We start from the raw sequence: 300 nt of genomic DNA, 5'->3' as shown, positions 1-300 counted from the left end.
CCCACCACAATGAGCTCTGCCTTCTGCTCCTGGGCAATGCGGCAGACCTCGGCGGCCACCTTGGGCCGGGCCTTCAGGGTGATCTGGGGGTTGATGGGCGTGGTCAGGAACTCGGTGGGGTCGCAGACCGCAAGCCCCGTGCGGCTGGCACCGTAATCAACTGCTAGAATCTTCATGGGGAGAGCCCCTCCTGCTTTGCTGTTTTTCATCAGTTTACCACAGAATAGATTTTTCTTCAATTTTGCGGTACAATAAACTCAATTATTATCCCTTGCGCTGGGCTGACCCGATATGCCAAAG

At 55.3% G+C, this 300-nt stretch carries 1 protein-coding gene; it reads right to left on the bottom strand.

Features of this window, described 5'->3' with window-relative positions:
• The coding region (gene ruvX / locus P0G09_RS18910) for a Holliday junction resolvase RuvX (protein ID WP_275253443.1) at positions 1 to 176 on the bottom strand (176 nt) is incomplete at its 3' end.
• Between the last annotated feature and the right edge of the window lie 124 nt (positions 177 to 300).

The sequence above is a fragment of the Faecalibacterium sp. DFI.5.82 genome, from assembly GCF_029076575.1.
Lineage (GTDB): Bacteria > Bacillota > Clostridia > Oscillospirales > Ruminococcaceae > Faecalibacterium > Faecalibacterium duncaniae.
The sequence above is the reverse complement of the archived record's forward strand: the minus strand, read 5'-3'. Positions and strand labels throughout refer to the sequence as shown.